This window comes from Candidatus Magnetobacterium casense (assembly GCF_000714715.1).
Taxonomy (GTDB): domain Bacteria; phylum Nitrospirota; class Thermodesulfovibrionia; order Thermodesulfovibrionales; family Magnetobacteriaceae; genus Magnetobacterium; species Magnetobacterium casense.
On sequence record NZ_JMFO01000003.1, the window covers coordinates 1 to 15,659 of the forward strand.

General features: G+C 47.2%; 15 protein-coding genes. 5 read left to right on the top strand and 10 right to left on the bottom strand.

Going from position 1 to position 15,659, the window contains the following annotated elements; translation table 11 throughout:
* The 3 genes from Mcas_RS16065 to gspG form a co-directional block, all read left to right on the top strand.
* A partial coding sequence (locus Mcas_RS16065; protein WP_156033003.1) for an IS66 family transposase occupies positions 1 to 704 on the top strand: 704 nt, incomplete at its 5' end.
* A gap of 104 nt (positions 705 to 808) precedes the next feature.
* Positions 809 to 1,603 carry a hypothetical protein gene (locus tag Mcas_RS01690; protein WP_156033005.1) on the top strand — a complete coding sequence of 265 codons (795 nt, stop codon included), beginning with the start codon at positions 809 to 811 and terminating at the stop codon, positions 1,601 to 1,603.
* 178 nt (positions 1,604 to 1,781) lie between these two features.
* Positions 1,782 to 2,228, top strand: coding sequence for a type II secretion system major pseudopilin GspG (gspG, locus tag Mcas_RS01695; RefSeq protein WP_200873609.1), 447 nt, complete (start codon positions 1,782 to 1,784; stop codon positions 2,226 to 2,228).
* A 174-nt stretch (positions 2,229 to 2,402) separates the two neighbouring features.
* Here the strand turns inward: gspG and leuC are convergent, their stop codons facing one another.
* Together leuC and Mcas_RS01705 are read right to left on the bottom strand one after the other, a co-directional pair.
* Positions 2,403 to 3,662, bottom strand: coding sequence for a 3-isopropylmalate dehydratase large subunit (leuC, locus tag Mcas_RS01700; protein ID WP_040333764.1), 1,260 nt, complete (start codon positions 3,660 to 3,662; stop codon positions 2,403 to 2,405).
* A gap of 221 nt (positions 3,663 to 3,883) precedes the next feature.
* On the bottom strand, positions 3,884 to 4,987 hold the full coding sequence (locus tag Mcas_RS01705) for an FG-GAP repeat domain-containing protein (RefSeq protein WP_052566695.1): 1,104 nt from the start codon (positions 4,985 to 4,987) through the stop codon (positions 3,884 to 3,886).
* Between the two features lie 237 nt (positions 4,988 to 5,224).
* On the opposite strand from Mcas_RS01705, the gene Mcas_RS01710 reads away from it, so the two are divergent.
* A complete protein-coding gene (locus tag Mcas_RS01710; protein ID WP_040333765.1) occupies positions 5,225 to 5,665 on the top strand; it encodes a DNA-binding transcriptional response regulator in 441 nt (146 codons plus the stop codon).
* 199 nt (positions 5,666 to 5,864) lie between these two features.
* Here the strand turns inward: Mcas_RS01710 and Mcas_RS01715 are convergent, their stop codons facing one another.
* Entirely contained in the window at positions 5,865 to 6,263 is a 399-nt protein-coding gene (locus Mcas_RS01715; RefSeq protein WP_040333766.1) for a response regulator, read from the bottom strand.
* Positions 6,264 to 6,337: 74 nt separating this feature from the next.
* A complete protein-coding gene (locus tag Mcas_RS01720; protein WP_052566696.1) occupies positions 6,338 to 7,552 on the bottom strand; it encodes a response regulator in 1,215 nt (404 codons plus the stop codon).
* 424 nt (positions 7,553 to 7,976) lie between these two features.
* On the opposite strand from Mcas_RS01720, the gene Mcas_RS01725 reads away from it, so the two are divergent.
* Positions 7,977 to 8,990, top strand: a complete 1,014-nt coding sequence (locus Mcas_RS01725; RefSeq protein WP_040333767.1) for a flagellin N-terminal helical domain-containing protein — start codon at positions 7,977 to 7,979, stop codon at positions 8,988 to 8,990.
* Between the two features lie 173 nt (positions 8,991 to 9,163).
* Here the strand turns inward: Mcas_RS01725 and Mcas_RS01730 are convergent, their stop codons facing one another.
* The 6 genes from Mcas_RS01730 to Mcas_RS17935 form a co-directional block, all read right to left on the bottom strand.
* Entirely contained in the window at positions 9,164 to 10,570 is a 1,407-nt protein-coding gene (locus tag Mcas_RS01730) for a sigma-54-dependent transcriptional regulator (RefSeq protein WP_040333768.1), read from the bottom strand.
* A 25-nt stretch (positions 10,571 to 10,595) separates the two neighbouring features.
* Positions 10,596 to 12,071 (bottom strand): sensor histidine kinase, encoded by a 1,476-nt coding sequence (locus Mcas_RS01735; RefSeq protein WP_081853526.1) that lies wholly within the window; start codon positions 12,069 to 12,071, stop codon positions 10,596 to 10,598.
* 58 nt (positions 12,072 to 12,129) lie between these two features.
* Entirely contained in the window at positions 12,130 to 13,023 is an 894-nt protein-coding gene (locus Mcas_RS01740; RefSeq protein ID WP_040333770.1) for a universal stress protein, read from the bottom strand.
* A gap of 362 nt (positions 13,024 to 13,385) precedes the next feature.
* On the bottom strand, positions 13,386 to 13,859 hold the full coding sequence (locus tag Mcas_RS01745) for a universal stress protein (RefSeq protein WP_040333771.1): 474 nt from the start codon (positions 13,857 to 13,859) through the stop codon (positions 13,386 to 13,388).
* Between the two features lie 67 nt (positions 13,860 to 13,926).
* A complete protein-coding gene (locus Mcas_RS01750) occupies positions 13,927 to 15,135 on the bottom strand; it encodes a sulfite exporter TauE/SafE family protein (protein WP_040333772.1) in 1,209 nt (402 codons plus the stop codon).
* A gap of 26 nt (positions 15,136 to 15,161) precedes the next feature.
* A complete protein-coding gene (locus Mcas_RS17935; RefSeq protein WP_156033009.1) occupies positions 15,162 to 15,332 on the bottom strand; it encodes a hypothetical protein in 171 nt (56 codons plus the stop codon).
* Positions 15,333 to 15,659: the final 327 nt, after the last annotated feature.

A 15,659-nucleotide genomic window follows, 5' to 3' on the forward strand; every position in this document is an offset into this window, starting at 1 on the left:
CTGAAATAAACAAGATATTGGATGATATAGTCAATGTTGAGATAGGCAGTATTACCAGGGTGAGGATATTAGAGGCGGCAGCGATAGGTGCTTATAGAGCAGAGACAGGCGCAGAAGTTGTAAAGGTCTTGGTATGTGATGACGCACCTCAATTTAAGTTAATAACTGAGGATTTAGGATTATGTTGGGTTCATGAAGGTAGGCATTACAAGAAGCTAATGCCAATTATCTCCGAGTATAAACGAAAGGTATCTCTATTTTTAGAGCAATACTGGGGATACTATAAGAAATTATTAAGGTATCAGGAAAATCCCTCTGAAGAAGTAGCAAAGGTATTAGACGAGGAGTTTGACAGAATATTCTGGCAACAGACAGGATATAGGGAGTTGGATGAGAGGATATTGAAGACATTTGCAAAAAAAGAGGAAATGCTAAAGGTACTGAAATACCCACAGATACCGTTGCACAATAATGGTACAGAACTGGAAGCAAGAGTTCAGGTAAGGTTACGAGATGTGAGTTTACAGACAAAAACAGACGAAGGTACAAAGGCAAAGGATACTTTTTTATCAGTTATCAGAACTGCTAAAAAGTTGGGAGTGAATGCCTATAAATACATATCGGATAGGATAAGCAGACAATTTAAAATGACAGCCTTATCTGATATCATCAGAAGTAAAACAGAAGGATTGTCTCCAGGGTAAAAAAGTGTTTACCTTGAAATTTAAAGAGGATACATTATATACTTAGTAGAATAAAAATATTATTGGGACATAACAAAAGAGAACATTATTGTATTTTCAGAAAAGTGAACAAAAACGATAAAATTTATGCAAACGATAGAGACAAGTTTATTTACGATCAGACCAAACAAGATTTAAGAATAAAGGATTTACAGAGATATTCAATAAATGTAGTTTTAGTTGATGAATACACTGAAATAACCGGTATTTTAGAGCAAGTTGAGAAGCTATACAGGAAAAAGATAGTCTTTATCTCTGGAAGTGCAAATAGCTATGGCGATTGGGAAACAGGAAAAGCTCTAAAATTCGTCAAGGATTTGAGTCATAAATTAGCCTCAGAGGGAAACAAACTTGTTTCAGGTTACGGATTAGGTATTGGTTCTACGGTTATCACCGGAGCATTGGAATATATTTTTTCCACCAGGTATAGACATTTAGACGAACATATCATGTTGTATCCTTTCCCCCAAACATCAAGTACAACATCGCCTGAACAACGGGAAGAATTATTTAGCAAGTATAGACATGAGATGATTTCAAATACAGGTGTGGCTATTTTTATTTTTGGTAATAAGATTAAAGAAGATGGTAGAGAAGTTATAGCTGATGGTGTATTAAAAGAGTTTAATATTGCTATCGAGCATGGATTAAATGTTATACCTGTCGGAGCAACGGGTTTTGCTGCTGAGGAGTTATGGAAAAGAGTTAATGATAACTTTGGTGAATTCTATGGCGATAACGATAAAATAAAGTCTCTGTTTCAAAAACTCGGAGATAAAGATTCTACCATTGAAGAGCTAATCGAAAGTGTAATAAAAATACTGCATATCCTGCAGCAATCAAACGTTAAAGGAGTATAAATAGCAATGAGATACGTATTTTTTAGTTTTGATTACGATAGAGATATTTGGAGGGTAAACGTTGTTCGTAATAATTGGGTAACAATGTGAGCTACTTGGATATCTGTCATTTCTTTCCGTCATTTTGTTATCATACATATAATGATGTATATTTGGTTATAGATTGGAGGTATTGAGATTGAAGAGGCTTAGAGGGATATTGACCCGTGACAGGGTAATGAGTGATAAGGGTGGTTTTACGTTGATAGAGCTGCTTGTTGTGATGGTGATATTAGGGTTATTGGCGGCCCTGGTTGGACCGAGGGTGTTTTCGAAGGTTGGCAAGGGTAAGCAGGCGGCTGCAAAGACACAGATCGAGTTATTATCTCAGGGCATCGAGCAATTTAAGGTCGATACCGGTCGGTTCCCCAGCAACGAGGAAGGTCTTGAGGCCCTGCGCACCAACCCCGGCGCCGATGGATGGGATGGCCCCTATCTGAAGAAGAAAGTCCCCCTTGATCCTTGGAAACAGCCCTATCACTACGTCTATCCCGGTACTAATGGCGATTATGATATCTTCTCCTATGGCGCCGACAACAAAGAGGGCGGAGATGGCGACAACAAGGACATCAACAGTTGGGAATGACAAATAACGGAGCATAAATGTTTAGAACATTAGGGATAAGAATAATGGGGTCAAGGGGACTGGTCCCCTTGCAGGGGGGTCTGAGGGGGGCGAGCCGCCCCCTTCTTTACTTCCTTACGTATAATTATGGGCAAGTACTTAACAAGAGAGGGTGGGTAGAAAAGTGTAGTTGTTTTACAGTCCCAGCTCCTGTGGCAGTCCGATCCTTCCAAGTACGGCTGATGCGGCGGCTACGGCCGGATTTGACAGGTAAACTTCGCTCTGTGGATGTCCCATTCTGCCGACAAAGTTTCTGTTGGTAGTGGCGATGGCCCTTTCTCCCTTTGCCAGTATTCCCATGTGTCCGCCCAGACATGGGCCGCACGTTGGAGTTGATACTGCAGCCTCGGCTTCTATAAACACCTCCAGTAGCCCTTCCCTCATGGCCTCCATGTAGATGGCCTGCGTGGCTGGGATGACAATGAGGCGAACGTTTGTGTTGACCTTCCGCCCCTTTATAACGGCTGCGGCCTCCCTGAGGTCTTCGAGGCGACCGTTTGTGCATGAACCGATGACCACCTGGTCAATGGTCACGTTGGTCAGTTCGCTTGCCGGACGCACGTTGGAGGGCAGGTGCGGGCAGGCCACGGTTGGTTGTATCCGTGAGCAGTCGTAGTCTCTGACGTCGAAGTAGGTTGCCTCTTTGCCGGAGGTGTAAAAAGTGCATGGTCGTTTGGCCCTGTCATTGAGGTATGCGCGCGTGGTGTCATCTGGGACGATGATGCCGCTTTTTCCGCCAGCCTCTATTGCCATGTTGCACATGGTCAGGCGGTGGTGCATGGGCATGGCGCTTATCACCTCACCCTCAAACTCCATTGCCATGTACAGGGCACCATCCACGCCGATATCGCCGATGGTGTGCAGGATCAGGTCCTTACCGCCGACCCACTTGTTCAACTTCCCGTGGTAGACGAACTTCATCGATTCCGGCACCTTAAACCAGCACTGCCCACTGGCCATGGCCGCGGCAACATCGGTGGACCCCACGCCCGTGGAAAACGCCCCCAATGCCCCATACGTACAGGTGTGGCTGTCTGCCCCAATGACCAGGTCTCCGGCAACGACCAATCCCTGCTCGGGCAGCAGGGCATGTTCAACCCCCATTCGGCCCACGTCAAAAAACAGGCTCATGTCGTACTCCCGTGCAAAGTCCTTGAGTTCCTTGCACTGTTCTGCCGCCTTGATGTCCTTCTGCGGGGCAAAGTGGTCGGAGACAAACACCACCCTGTCCTTGTCAAAGACGCCCTTGGCCCCTATCTTCCGGAATTCCTGGATAGCGATGGGGGCCGTTATATCGTTGGCCAGAACCAGGTCAACCTTGGCGTTGATCAGCTCCCCACGCTCAACCTCCTGCTTTGCGGCGTGTGCAGCGAGAATCTTCTCTGTGATAGTCATACATGTCCTCCAAAATAGTTACAAACAAAACATAGTCTCCTAATTTTAGCATATTGACTGAAGTGTTTATAAGCAAATTTTTTTACGTCGGCACCACTGTAGTGAATGTATTCCGGGTGAAAAGATTAAGCAGGTGTTTTTTGGAACCCCCTCCTCCCTCTGTGGTCGGGGTGGAGGGGGATTCGACTAAACTACGGAGTGTTTTTTGGATGTGTTTGTGGTCAGTACTTTATCTGCCAGGGTGACTGTATGGTCCCAGGGGAGCCGCCGCCGGTGATTGTCGCAGCGTTCATAAACCAGATGACCACCTCACCGGTAGATGGGTTTTGCCACAGGATATCTCCCTTGCCATCGCCGTTGAAGTCACGCACTCCTTTGGCCAGCCATGGGGTTGCAACCACAGCAACTACACCTCCGTTGATCACCATTGAGGCATTCATAAACCAGATGGCTGCATGACCACTGACCGTGTTTTGCCAGAGTACGTCTGCCTTGCCATCGCCATCGAAGTCACCGGTATCTACTATCAACCATTGAGATGCGGCATCTCCCGGAGAGCCTGAACTGTGTATCACTGTGCCATTCATAAGCCAGACAACAATTTGACCACTGGCCGTGTTTTGCCAGAGGATGTCTGCCTTGCCATCGCCATCGAAGTCACCGGTGGCTTTAATTTGCCAGTTTAAGTCGCTCACAATCCCAGGGAATCCACCGCTGACAATGACAGTTCCATTCATTATCCAGATGGCCACTTGACCTGTCACGGTGTTGTACCAGAGAATATCACTCTTGCCATCGGCATTTAAGTCAGCCACCGCTTTTATCTGCCAGGTCATGTCAGGGACAGTGGATGGCGAACCACCCAAGGTTATTGTATATCCGTCCATGAGCCAGATAATTACCTGACCGCTGGTGGTGTTTTGCCAGACAATATCGCTCTTGCCATCGCCGTTGAAGTCACCCGTTCCTTTTATCTGCCATGTCAAGTCTGATACTGTAGCTGGCGATCCTCCTGTTGCTATCTCGTCATCATCCAGTAGCCAGATGACTACCTGGCCGGTAGAGATGTTCTGCCAGAGGATGTCGCTCTTGCCGTCACCGTTAAAGTCTGCCCTCTTACCCGATTTGGGTGGTATGGCAGCACTATGGCCTGCATCGGCATCCTTGAGGCTATTGTCGGATATCTCCGGCTCCGGGACGTTGCCGAGGGTTGAAGCAAAGACCATACCCTGGTTGAAAACCGCTAACACCATGCAGACAAACAGCAACAGAAATCTTATAGACAACCGTGTATGTCTGACATGTTTATTCCTCACTTGTTTCATAGAATCCTCCTTTTTTTATGAGCCTGCTTTTTTACTAATCAGATTAGCACAAACAACCACGCCGTGTCAATCCAAAAGAGTCTTTAATAGCAATGGTCTATGGTGTATCCGAAAAAATATAAAAAAAATACACCCCCTTTATTAATTTATTGAAATCCTGCATAATATAAAAACAAGACAGGATGCTACTATATGAGTTTGCTGTTTTACTATAAAATTGAAGGATGAGAGGTTAATATGGCAGTAAAGCAAATGTTCGTATGTTGTAGGAAGTCTATTTATCAACAACTCAGTCTTATATTTAAGGAATATAACAAACAGGTGGACGTAAGGTATTTTGGCAGGACGGCAGACCTTGAAGAGGCACTCGGCCGGGATGAAGACTGCTGCATGCTAATGCTGGATGCCGTGATGGAAAAACGTTCCATCTTTGAGTTGGCCATAAAGATCAAGCAAGACAACCCTGAGATCAATACACTGTTACTGGTATCATCCGACGCCACCAAGGATGAACTGGTAGAGGTCATTGACGCCAAGGCTGTTTGCGGTGTACTGTTGATACCTTTTACATCGTCTCAGGTTGAGGACTATATCACACGGGTATGCTGTCTTGACAGGGAAGAAGAAGAAACCCCGTTAACGGCAAAAAAGAATGTTGTAAGAAAGCATAAATTCTAATTCTTTAGGGTAATAACCGTACTTTTGATAGTTTTATAAAAGAAAGACAAACCACCTACGCCTAAGATTGCTCTGCCATAAGAGCAATAAAACATGCCTTTCTTTTTAACTACAGGTGACACAGGTGCCTCTACAGCCGCTCGATCCACAACTTCCAATCAAGTTCCAGAGAGCAGCGTAGGGGGTATCTCTGTGTGGTTTATCCTTCGATTAGCTTGTATTTACGTAAGATGTCGAGCAGCTTGTTCTTGTCGATAGGTTTTACGAGGTAATCGTTACATCCCCACTCAAATGCCTCATTCTTTTCCTCTTGCAGGTCATAGGCGGTAGTCATAATGACCTTTACCTCGTATTGTTGTTCGACGCCGGCTTTTTTTTCCATTTCTCGCAAGTCCTTCAGTGCCTGCTGCCCATCCATCTCCGGCATCATTATGTCCATACAGATCAGGTCATAGGGTTCGCCATCCTTCCAGGCATGGACGAAGGCCTCCAGTGCCTCCTCTCCGTTTATTGCCACATCACAGTTCCCATATCGGGAAAGGATCCTCTGTAAGAGCGTTCTGCTCTTAAATTCGTCTTCTACGACCAACGCTTTCATCAACTTACCTCCGGTTTCTCATAAACATTCAATGAATTCCCTGATGGTTCTGCAGTGTTTAAACCACGGAAACCTCACACTCTAAACTCTATTGTAAACATGGCGCCTGTTTCGGTGTTTTCGACATATAAACTGCCGCCCATGTGATTTTCAATGATTACCTTTGACATATACAGGCCAATACCGATGCCGTCTTCCCTCGTTGTAAAGTACGGCTCAAAAACCCTGTCGATAATAGTCTCCGGTATGCCCTGGCCATTGTCTTTGATCTTTACCATGACATTTTTGTGGTCTCGGCATATAGTTATATCTATGTCGCCCCTGCTGTTGGTTGTGAACTCTCCGCCCTGGCGTTTTTTAAGAATTGCATCCCTGGCGTTATTGAGTACGTTGAGTATAACCTGCTGAAATTCACCGGGGTAACCTCTTATAACAAGCCCTGTTGAAGCACCCAAGCCCACAGTATTATCGGAGACAACGGTTGAACGGACATAGATGTCCATGCTCTGCAGTTGAATGTGTACCAACGAAATAACGTCCTCGATGGCCTGTCTTATATCAAAGGAGACCTGGTCCTTGTTGGGTTTGAAGAAATTGTAAAAATCCGTAATGGTGTTGGACATGAAGGCCAACTGCGCCATTGACTCCCTGGACATATTCTGTATGTATAGTTTGTCTATTTCGCCGAACTCATATGCCTCCTCAAGGTCCTGGATGAGCAACCCTATGACGTTTAAGGGCTGCCGCCACTGGTGCGATATGGCCACCATCATTTCGCCCATTGCGGCCAGCTTTGACTGCTGTATCAGCATGTGCTCCTTCCGGCGCCCCTTTTCGATCTCATCCCTCACCTTGGATTCGAGATTTTTGTTGAGCTCCTCCAGTTGTCTGGACTTCTCCTTCAACTTCCTTTCCATGTTGTGCTTATACAGGGCCATCTCTATGATTATACGCAACTCTCGCTTTTCAAACGGTTTGATTATATACCCGAATGGGTCCGTCTCCTTTGCCCTCTGGAGGGTCTTGTCGTCGGTATAGGAGGTCAGATAGACAATGGGTATATTCAGAAATGCGCTTATATTCTCTGCCGCCTCTATCCCGTCCATATCCCCGCGCAGGAGTATGTCCATGAGGATTATGTCAGGGCGTTCATCCTCTGCCTTCTTTACCGCATCCTCACCACTAAAGACTACCGAGCACACATTATAGTCCAACCCCTCAAGCATCTCTTTTAGGCTGGTAGCGATGATCCACTCGTCCTCCACAACCATAATCCTGGTTTTTACCAATTCAGTTGTTATCCCTTTCCCGCAACAGTTTTTATAAAGCTGCCATGCATCTATGCATAGTTATGTATATTCTATGAGGTCTTTGCCCTTTATGTCAACCATATCTTGTTGAACGCATAAAGAAAAATTTTCCTGACACCGTAAAAAAATTTCCACCCAGTCTGCCACCGCCCAATCACCGTGGATATCTCGTCAATGTGTCTCAGGCGGCAGGTTATCCTTAATACAAGCGGGTGTTAACCTGAATTCTTCCATGAATTTATTTTCTGGCACGACAGTTGCTATAGAATAATCAGTTTATTTTAAACTGGCTGTAGAATAACAGACTAACTGAGGTATTTTATTATGTTACTAAGTTGTTACAGGCAAGCTATACGGATGGATATAAAATTATCTAAGTTCAAACAATACATGGAGGTGTAATATGGCAGGATTTACAATCAACACGAACATCATGTCAATCAACGCTCAGAGAAATCTGAGAAAGACGCAGTCTCCCCTTAGTGAGACGATGCAGAGGCTGTCATCCGGTCTGCGCATCAACTCGGCCAAGGACGACGCTGCAGGGCTGGCAATTTCCACCAGGATGACCACACAGATAAGAGGTCTTACGGTCGCCACCAGGAATGCAGCCGACGGCTTATCGATGGCACAGACAGCAGAAGGTGCCATGGATGAAATAGTGAACAACCTTCAGAGGATCAGGGAACTTGCCGTGCAGGCAATGAGTGGTCAGTACGGTGTAACTGACGTCTCATTCATGCAGAGTGAGATCAATGCCCTCGTGGAGGAAATAGGCAGAACGGCTGAACAGGCCAAGTTCAACGACAGAAAACTCTTAAGCGGTGTGTTTACATCCCGTATACATGTAAGTTATGCCGCCTCAGACCCGTCAATCTCTTTCAAACTTGCGTCTCTGAACACCGATGCCATTGGCGGTGCAACCTTTACATCGACAGGCAAAAATGGCGCTATGATGTATCTGTACGATATACACACGGCCACTACAACCGGCGTAGTGGGTGTAGGTGACAATGCCTTCAGGGATAGTTCCGGCGCAGCCCCTACCTGGAGCGATACGACCAACGGACCGATAGTCTATACAGGAGCGGCTACCCTAATGGTTGCAGACCCAACCAGTTACACGGGGTTTTCATCCCGGGCATCCAATACCATAGCAATTTGTGACGGGGCCATGAACACGGTGATCAGCGAAAAGGCAAAGATGGGCGCCAAGTCCAATCAGTTTGAGGCAATTATCAGAAACATCGACAACGTCCTTGAGACTACGTATGCGGCAAGGTCAAGGATATTAGACGCTGACTTTGCTCAGGAGACAGCGAACATGACCAAGTTCATGATACTGCAGCAAGCCGGCATGTCAGTCCTGGCACAGGCCAACTCTATCCCGCAAAACGTACTGCAATTGCTAAAATAGCCCCCTCCCCCAACAACCTCATCGATAAGGATAAAGGGAAAACTCCATCACCCCTTTATCCTTACAGATTCCCGAATAAACTCACGCAAGCATTAACGCCAAACACGGCCAGGACAATGCCCCGGAGATTTTCAGGGTATTGTCAGGAGGCTATGTGTGCGCTTGCTGTATGGCTATAACTTAAGGGATTCAATGTCTATGTTGAATTCCCTGATCTTGAGCTGCAGGTTCTGTCTGTGGATATCGAGGAGTCTGGCCGCCTTTGATATATTGCCCTCGCTCTGTATCAGTGCCGATGTTATGAGGTCTCGTTCAAACTCGTACTTGGCAATCTTCATGGGTTTAATGAGTCCAATTCCGTGAGTTGGCCCAGGCGTCTGAGCGGTCTCTCTTCCACCGCGAATTGCACCCGATATGGTTGCAGGCAAGGCATCAACGGCGATGTGCTCACCGTGACCAAAGATGATGGCATGTTCGATGGCATTTTCCAGTTCCCTGACGTTTCCCGGGTAATCGTAGTTGGTCAGTGCCTCAATGACCTCCGGAGAGAGGCCTCTGATTTCCTTTTCCGGATACTTCTGCAGGTACTTGTTCAGGAAGTAAACGGCCAGCAGCGGGATGTCTTCGCGTCGATCGCGCAACGGGGGAAGGTGTATGGAGATAACGTGCAGTCGGTAAAACAGGTCTTCTCTAAAAGTTCCTTCTGTGACGGCCTTTTTGAGGTCCTTGTTTGTAGCGGCAATGAAGCGCGTATCCACCTTCTTGAAAGATGCCTCCCCCACTCTGTTAAATTCACCGTTTTGGATAACCCGCAGGAGCTTGACCTGAAAATCCGGTGCAGTCTCTCCTATCTCATCAAGAAACAGGCTGCCACCGCCTGAGAGCTCTATGAACCCAATCTTGTCCCTCAACGCCCCAGTAAATGCCCCTTTTATATATCCAAACAGCTCAGATTCGATGAGGTCCTTTGATATGGCGGCACAGTTGAGGGGCACAAAGGGGTTGTCCTTGCGATTGGAGTTGTAGTGGATGGCCCTGGCCACAAGCTCCTTGCCCGTGCCCGACTCACCGGTTATCACCACGCTGCCCGTGCTCTTGGCAGCGTACAGGATCGTCTTTCGTAGCTCGTACATGCACTGGCTCCTGCCCACCATGTTGTCAAATCCAAAACACTGACTCACCTCCTGGCGAAGGTGGTCTATCTGATCGGTCAACGTCAGCTTTTCTATTGCCCGTCTTGTGGTGACCCTAATCTTGTCGGGGGATAACGGTTTTGTGAGGTAATCGTAGGCGCCGCGTTTGATGGCATCCACGGCCGTCTCTATGCTGGCAAAGGCCGTGATAAGTATGACCTGTGGGCAGGGTATGCGTTTCTTGACCTCTGTTATGATCTCCAGACCACTGATATCAGGCAGGTTGAGGTCGGTGAAGATCACATGAAAATCCTGTTCGTATATAAGCGACAGGGCATGCACTCCCAACTGTGTGGTCACCACGTCGTGCCCCTCCTTCCTAAGGATGATCTCCAGGGTCTTACAGAGGCTCAGTTCGTCATCCACTACGAGTATCTTTATCTGCATATAGACCTCTCTTTATCCGTTTATTCTACACAGGTTCCTGTGATAGCGGTATTTTGATCTTAAAGACGCTACCACTGCCCAGGACACTCTCAACGCTGATACTACCCCGGTGCCTGTCGATGATCTTCTTGGAGATGGTCAACCCCAGCCCCGTGCCGCCAAGGTCCCTGCGTGTTGAGAAAAACGGCTCAAACAGGTTCGGTATCACCTCCGGAGGTATGCCGCTACCACTGTCCTTGATGCTAAACAACACGTGGGTCTCTGTTGTGTAGCCACGGACGTGAATGGTACCATTAACCGGTGTAAACTGGCAGGCATTGTTGATTATGTTGACAAAGACCTGAGTCATTAACACAGGGTCAACAACAATTGTCGTAGGCAACTGTTCGATATAGGTCGTGAGATAAGGCATGTTGGCTCCCAACTTCCTTCTGACCGTTTCAATGGCCTCCGTGACAAGCTCAGAGGGATTGGCTTCCTTTAGTTTCAGCGGCTGCTGTCTTGCAAAATCGGCCAGCGCACGAACCAGTACCTGACAACGGTTGGCGTCCTTTATCATCAACTGTACGAGTTCCCTCTTGTTATCAGACTCCGGTATCTCTTCGTAAAACAAATAGAGCATCGATATGACAGAGGAGAGGGGGTTGTTTATCTCATGTGCAATCTCTGAGGAGAGCAGACGCATGGCTGCCATGTTTCGCTTTTCTATGATCTCATCCTGCTTGTGCATCAGTTCGTTGTTGGCATCCTCCAGTTGCCTTATGGTGTTGGCGTAGGCTGCGCGCACTGTTGTCAGGTCGGCAATCGTGCGATTGTAGGCCGATATGAAAGAGCGTATCTCCTGCGGGCCATCGATATCGAGGTAGTAGCCGGAGTTGTTGTCCCTGGTGATGTTGTCAAGGGCATGTTCTACATCCTTGAGTGTAGTAATAATCCCTCTTGCCAGCATATAGCTTACGATGATTACTCCAATTACGATGAAGACAAAAGATAAGGCAAATGACAACTTCGCCCTGGATATCTTGTTGTTTATTTCATTCCTCTCTGACCTGGTGATGTTGACCAAGGTCTTTTGTATCTCTCTGGCATAGTTACGCATATGTCTGAGTGTTTCATCATATGTGGCATCTTGCTTGTCATGGATCAGGGTCTGCATCATGCCGTCATAGAGTGCAACGGTGGCCTTTAAAGCTAAAAAGGCACGCCTTTCATCCTTGGCAATGTAGTCGTAGTTGATATTGTCGATATTGTTTCTGAGCTGCTTCATACTATCCGTAAACAGTGCTGCGTGCTCGTGTTCTTCCTTGAACAACAGGATGTTTTTTTCGTACCTGCGAGCCATAAGAAACGTGAGGTATATGTCGTCTACTTTCTCTATGATCAGCACCTTGTGGTATATATCGTTTAGCCCCTGAAGCTCAACAAAGATAATGGCAAAGGCCATAAATATCGGCGACATCATGCTCAGAAATATCCGCTGACGTAACTTTAACTGTCGCATCACTGTGATAATGCTACGGATTGCCCGTCCATATTGTGCGACAGCCCCCTTGATACCATTACGGCACAAAGAGTGTGCTTAACGAACGACTGTTAAGCAGGGTCTTGGATATATCCGTCAACGTATTGTCGGCGGCTTTTTGTTTGGGGCGGATGACAATCAGACCGTAGTTGTGTGCCTCGGCAATGACCTCGCCTGCCTCGTCCGTCTCCTTTGCCGTCACGGGGATGGTAGCGTCTATGGCTGCAATGAGCTGTGTGGCCTCTGATACGATTGCCCGTGTGCGTTGTCTGTAGATATTTTCAAAGCGTCTAAAACTCTTGCGGGCCTTCATGTATGGAACCTCGCTAATGTGTCCATAGTCAACGGCAATGGCCAAAAGATCAGGTACCAGAGACATTATCCCAACCCGTGCCCTTAATGCCCTCGCCAGCATCCCTGCATGTTTCACCATTGCCCCGTAACTGCCGCCGGTGTCATCGACATCCTCTATGACTACCAGTATGCTGTTTATTGTCATCGGGTTGCTGCTTACAAGGACGGGTTTGTTTTGTTGCAGGATCACGGTCTTTATCACACCATCAATAAGCCTCTCCGTTGTCCCTGTCAATGCCCCATTACTCATTGCAATTAGCTTTACGACGCCATTTTCACCAGCATAGGCCAGTATCTCACTTGCCGGTTCACCACCTGACATCACCACCTCCATACCGACACCAAGCTCACTGCCAATGTCATAGGACATCCTGACTACCTCCCTGGCCAACATGTAATGTTCCGTTTCGATACGCCTCTTAACCGTGTGCCATTTCGAAAACTCCGGAGTATAAAGCTCCGACCTGTCCACGTGAAACGCCACCACGCTGTAGCCCATACGCAGGGCCAAAGTGCAAGCTCCCCTCAGCGTATTATAGGCATCACCTGAGCCATCAACCGGCACCAGTATCTTCATGACCACATTAAGATAAAAAGGTATCCTCTTTATATTTCACTGTAACTATACTGTTACGCATCTTGGATTCCTGGTCAAGCCAGGAATGACACACTTGAAAAACGGCTGTAACTGTCATTCCTGCGAAAGCAGGAATCCATGCCTTTTAACCGGGAAATAAATTTTTTACCCTGCTTTTTTGAGAGTATACATAAAAAGGGTTTTGTTTCTGATAACATCAACTCTCTTGTCTACAAAGCAACACATACCTGTATTATAGCACAACGACATGCCCGCACAAAAAAAAGGGACGGGGAGGTGTCTCAGACCTCCCCAAACGGTGTGTTTTTCTGCGAGTGCAGGTGTTTGAAGCCTCCCCGGAGCTATAGGACCGAAACAACCGGACATCTCATCTCTTGTGAGGGCAGCATCTTTCTGGCAAACTGCTTGATTGAGTCAAAGAAGACCGAGTAGTTGACGTTTTTCGTTGCGGCAGGCACGACGATGAGCCGTATGTTTTGGGTGTCGGCCTGGAGGGCAGTTATGATTTCGTCGATCTCTCCCTTTTCAATGCGCTGATCTGCCTTTATGCCGTTTTCCGTGCAGAACTGCTCCACCCTGTCAAAGAACTCGTAACAGTCCCGCTCTATCTTGTTGCACACGGCAGCGTTGTTGCCGTATTCGCCGATGGCCAGCATCATGTTGCCGGAATCCCTTAAATCAGGCATGACTGCCGTTACCACGAGGTCTGCGCTATACTCATTTGCCGTCTCTCTTGCGTACATTATCGCCTTCTTATACTCCAGGCCCGGATACACTACTACTGCTACCTTCTTATTTCCTTCGATCTTACTCATTTCAATTTCCTCCTTTTATATGTTTTTCAATCTCTTGATTCTTCAATCGTTAATCTGTAAGGATGCCTTACTTCGATGACTCTCGTGCATACTCGGTGGCGTGTAACCGTCTCTCATACCTTATGCCCTGCACCATCTTTACCACTATAACAACGCTCAATGCAGTTGCAGAGCCAAGCATCAGATAGCCAGAGTAATTGTTCCACATCTTTTCCATCGCATATGCGCTCTGCATGACATCAGGTTGTTGGACAATCCACGTCTTTACGGCGCTCTTGTTAAGAAGCAACCAGTCCTTGATCTGTGTCTTATCCGTCAATCCGGTGGTGGTCTTCACCCATGCGTTGAGACTGCCCGAGTACACATCTTTATAGCTTGACGATATGTGCTTGAACACCACCGACACGCCCGACAGGAGCATCGTCACTGCAAAGTAGAAGCGGATGATAAGACCCTTTACGTACTTTGTTGCCAGTGTCCCGAACTGAGCGCCCACCGCAGCGCCACAGAGCATGATAACGGCGGCCACGATCTCAACCCTGCCCTTAATGGCGTATGTAAATGCCCCGTATGCACCTGAAATCATGACTTCAAACAGGTCGGTACCCACTGCCACGGTTGTCGGACAACCTATGAGGTATATCAAAGCGGGCATCCTGATAAAGCCGCCGCCTACGCCTAAAAATCCGGCCAGAAATCCCGTCAATGTCGCTATGCCGCCAATGACCCACAGCGATATCGTAATCCCCGACGTCTTAAGGTGAACCATCGGAGGCAGGTTGATTTCGTGCAGTCTCAGTGCCAGTGGAGACGTACCGGCATCCGTGATCTTGCCGCCGCTATTCTTGCTCTTGCGTGACAATCCAAAGAACTCATACAGCATGTAGGAGCCAAGTCCAAACAGCAGTACCATGTAAACGACCCTGACAATCGGCCCAACCCTGCCGATCTTCTCCAACCACATGATCAGCGTTGCTCCAAGCTCGATCCCGATAGCCGTAAAGACTACCATCAGCAGGCCCAGCTTCAGGTCTACGTTGCCCAGCTTTCTGTGCTTGATGGTTGCCACAACCGACTTGCCCGCAATGTGAGCCATGTCGGTACCAATGGCGTAGGCCATCGGGAAACCAAATACGTTGAGTGCCGGGGTTACCATAAATGCCCCGCCCACTCCAAAGAATCCGCCTATTACTCCCACCGTCAGTCCGATCAGTATCAACTGCCAGCTCATCATATCCACACCCGCTATGGGTAAGTGTATCATAAAATAATCCATCGTCGTTTCTCCTTCTCTACCAGCTTTTAGTGGTGAATCTCTATCTTGTTGTACTTAATCCCAAGGGCCTTAAAGAACACCTCTATGCCGGCCCCTATCAATGCCCCTATCCCCGCCATCGTAACCACAGTTAAAATGGCAAATCCTACGTGATTGCTCTTGTTAAGTTCCACTGCCCAGTTGATGATGTTTTCCATGTGTGTAATCCTCCTTAAAAATTCGTATTATTGCTTAATGTTTACTCGTTGACCATGTCAATTTCCCTGCATATCTCAAAATGCGTGCCAGAGATAAACTTGGCGATTAATCAAGGGAAATCACTGGGCGTCATTAAGAAATAGCAGTTTTTTTATGGCACTGCCGGTGCAGCTTTTTTATATGCACCAATAGCTAATAGAGGCAAGTATACGGTTTAAACGCCAACGCTGTCGCTAAATCACTGCACGCATCAATATCACTGCGTCTGGATAGGATTGAGTATGATGGGGTCAAGGGGACTTCTTCATGGCCGGGGTGCCTCACCC

What these genes read in the sequence shown, in the direction of transcription:
- Mcas_RS01715 (WP_040333766.1), bottom strand. Translation starts at nt 6,263, where the DNA reads ATGAAAGCGTTGGTCGTAGAAGACGAATTTAAGAGCAGAACGCTCTTA.
- Mcas_RS01730 (WP_040333768.1), bottom strand. Translation starts at nt 10,570, where the DNA reads ATGCAGATAAAGATACTCGTAGTGGATGACGAACTGAGCCTCTGTAAG.
- Mcas_RS01740 (WP_040333770.1), bottom strand. Translation starts at nt 13,023, where the DNA reads ATGAAGATACTGGTGCCGGTTGATGGCTCAGGTGATGCCTATAATACG.
- Mcas_RS01705 (WP_052566695.1), bottom strand. Translation starts at nt 4,987, where the DNA reads ATGAAACAAGTGAGGAATAAACATGTCAGACATACACGGTTGTCTATA.
- Mcas_RS17935 (WP_156033009.1), bottom strand. Translation starts at nt 15,332, where the DNA reads ATGGAAAACATCATCAACTGGGCAGTGGAACTTAACAAGAGCAATCAC.
- leuC (WP_040333764.1), bottom strand. Translation starts at nt 3,662, where the DNA reads ATGACTATCACAGAGAAGATTCTCGCTGCACACGCCGCAAAGCAGGAG.
- Mcas_RS01735 (WP_081853526.1), bottom strand. Translation starts at nt 12,071, where the DNA reads ATGCGACAGTTAAAGTTACGTCAGCGGATATTTCTGAGCATGATGTCG.
- Mcas_RS01745 (WP_040333771.1), bottom strand. Translation starts at nt 13,859, where the DNA reads ATGAGTAAGATCGAAGGAAATAAGAAGGTAGCAGTAGTAGTGTATCCG.
- Mcas_RS01710 (WP_040333765.1), top strand. Translation starts at nt 5,225, where the DNA reads ATGGCAGTAAAGCAAATGTTCGTATGTTGTAGGAAGTCTATTTATCAA.
- Mcas_RS01725 (WP_040333767.1), top strand. Translation starts at nt 7,977, where the DNA reads ATGGCAGGATTTACAATCAACACGAACATCATGTCAATCAACGCTCAG.
- Mcas_RS01750 (WP_040333772.1), bottom strand. Translation starts at nt 15,135, where the DNA reads ATGGATTATTTTATGATACACTTACCCATAGCGGGTGTGGATATGATG.